Raw genomic sequence first — 2,429 nt, 5'->3', positions numbered from 1 at the left:
AGATTGAAGCGTTCCCCAAAAGCTCGCGATTTGCATTTATCTGCAGGGATCCCGAATCGATCGGTCTGTACAAGGATACTCTCAGAGCGGAGTTGCAGCTGGGTTCGAATCTGCCCTGTTGCACCATCGGGGAGCGCGATAAGGTCGCAGCCGCTTTGAAATCTTCCGATGTTCTGTTGGTCACTCCGGGCGCTTACAAGAAACTGCGCCAGCTTGTGTCAGGAAAAATTCCATTTTTTAATGTCATTGATCACGTGGACCCGGGTTCGCTCCGGATTGTCAAAGAAAGGATCCTGGGACCAGACGAAAAATCGCGTAGCACGTGGCCTTTGTCACAGGCAAGATAATCATTTCTTTGTGAAGCAGTTCTTATCCGGCGTGGCAACCTTCTCAGCTCAGTAGGAGAACGGATTGTCGGGAAAAGTAATGATCGGGAGGCGCGCGCCCGAAAGCGCCGCGTCGAAATGAAGCAGCCACATCCCGATCCCCGACGCGCCTTGCATGTAGCCCGTCTGCGCAACAGCGATGTCGGGTCTGACGCGCGTTTCTACCTGCACCCAACGGTAGCCATGCGACTCGCGATCGGCGAGATTCAAGAGCTCGTTGCTGCCCTCTTTCGCTCCGGCGAGCCACCTCCGCTCATGGGTGATTAGATAAATGTCATACAGGAATTCTGCTTCCGCGGCGACACCGCAGCACATGCTGACGTTGTGCCAAACGCCCGGGGTGACCGCTTTGTCCGGCCCTCCGTTTGCGACAACCGCTTCCGCGCACTTCTTGACCAGGCTCATCCATTTGGGATCCCGAGTGACTTGATAAAGACGATAAAACAGCCGGGCGGTCCCGGCCGGGCCGTGGCACCAGCCGAGATAATAAAGACCTTTGTTCTGGTTGTCGTGATAGATCATGCAGTAGCGACTATTGATGTCGGCGATCGACACGAGGTAATCCGCTCCGGCGAGCGCCGCATTGAGAAATTTCTTTTGACCGGTGGCCTGATACAGAGTGGCCAGGAAATAGGAAACGCCAGCGGTGCCGTGCGAGAAGTTTGGCATTTCCCGGGGGAAGGTCGGATCCATCATCCACATGAGCCCGGCGCCCGGTTTCGGCTGCGCAATGGCAATCAGGTGATCGCCGGCTCGAGCCGCCAATTGCAGCGCTCCCGGCGCATGTAGATGGTCCGCTGCCCAAAGCAGGAACAAACCAGTCCCACTCGATCCGGCGATAATGTCGGTCACGTCATTCCACTTGACTCCGTCGGGAGTCCTTTCCGCACGCTCCTTGAGCCAGCCGACGCACTGGAGAGCGCCGTGGCGATAACGGACGTCGCCAGTGATCAGGTAAGCTTCGCCTAGCGTAAATCCGGATCCGGCAATCCCTTCGTAGAGCCCGGTCTCATCTTTTTTCGAAATCGAAGCGAGCAGAGCGTCAGCCCCGCGCCGCCCTTCCTCCAGGAAGGTTTGGTCATGTGTATACCGGTAAGTTTCAAGGAAGAACAGTATCGGACCAGGGGTACCTGCATAGAGAGTCGTGTTCACCGTCTTGGGATCCTGGGGATCCGATGCCCAGACCAATCCGTTAGCCGTCCTCAAGCTGTTCGTTTCCATCCAACGTGCCGCCCCCATGGCAGCCTCGTGATATGACCTGCTTGTCGTCGCACGGCCGAGAAGGGCGCAGAGAGCAATCCAGCCAGCCAAAGCGGCGATTTTGAATGGGTGTGTGGTCATAGATTCCTCCGCCGGCCGCCTTCAATACGGAAACGGATCATCAGGGAAAATGATGACCGGCCGGTGACTCCCAGCAAGTGCAGCGCCGAAGTGGAGGAGCCACATGCCGATGCCCGACGCGCCCTCCATGTAGCCGGTTTGCGCGATGGCATAGTCGGGACGAACGAACGTCTCGACCTGCACCCAACGGTAATTGCCGTCATTCACATCGGCCGCTTTCAAAAGTTCGTCGCTGCCTTCTTTGGCTGCTTCGAACCATTTGCGATTGTGCGTGGCAAGATAGACGTTGTAGAAGAACTGCGACTCTCCCGCGACTCCGTCGCACACGCTGGTATTGTTCCACACTCCCGGATTGGCGACTTCTTTTGGGCGGCCATCGCGCCAAACTGTGAGCGTCCGCGCCGATCCAGGCGGTATCGTGGCGAATGCCTTCTCTGGGCCTCCGAAGATACGGGTCGCCGCAGCACACTTCGCCACCAGTTCCATCCATTTTGGGTCCTTGGTGATTTGATAGAGGCGGTAGAAGAGTGCAGCCGTGCCGGCGGGTCCATGGGCCCAGTCGAGGTAAAAAAGATGATTGTTTTTGTTGTCATGGTAAACAAGGAAATATTGATTGGTCTGGTTGGCAATGGAGATGAGGTATTTGGCACCCGCCAGAGCGGCATTGAGGAATTGCTGGCGGTCGGTGGCCTGGTACAGCGT

Annotated in this window: 3 protein-coding genes; 1 reads left to right on the top strand and 2 read right to left on the bottom strand. The window is 56.9% G+C overall.

Features of this window, described 5'->3' with window-relative positions; all coding sequences use genetic code 11:
• The coding region (locus WB528_RS19570; RefSeq protein WP_423890047.1) for a hypothetical protein at window positions 1-347 on the top strand (347 nt) is incomplete at its 5' end.
• A gap of 48 nt (window positions 348-395) precedes the next feature.
• On the opposite strand, the gene WB528_RS19565 is transcribed toward WB528_RS19570, so the two are convergent.
• The gene (locus tag WB528_RS19565; protein WP_423890046.1) at window positions 396-1,727 is read right to left on the bottom strand and encodes a lanthionine synthetase LanC family protein; all 1,332 of its coding nucleotides are present in this window, start codon (window positions 1,725-1,727) and stop codon (window positions 396-398) included.
• Between the two features lie 21 nt (window positions 1,728-1,748).
• Window positions 1,749-2,429: lanthionine synthetase LanC family protein (locus WB528_RS19560; RefSeq protein WP_423890045.1), on the bottom strand; the 681-nt coding region annotated here is incomplete at its 5' end.

Origin of the sequence: Bradyrhizobium sp. (genome assembly GCF_049586575.1) — a bacterium.
GTDB lineage: Bacteria > Pseudomonadota > Alphaproteobacteria > Rhizobiales > Xanthobacteraceae > Bradyrhizobium.
The sequence above is the reverse complement of the archived record's forward strand: the minus strand, read 5'-3'. Positions and strand labels throughout refer to the sequence as shown.

Bases quoted from the DNA above. Each gene is read 5' to 3' on its own strand.
- WB528_RS19565 (WP_423890046.1), bottom strand. From the start codon at position 1,727: ATGACCACACACCCATTCAAAATCGCCGCTTTGGCTGGCTGGATTGCT.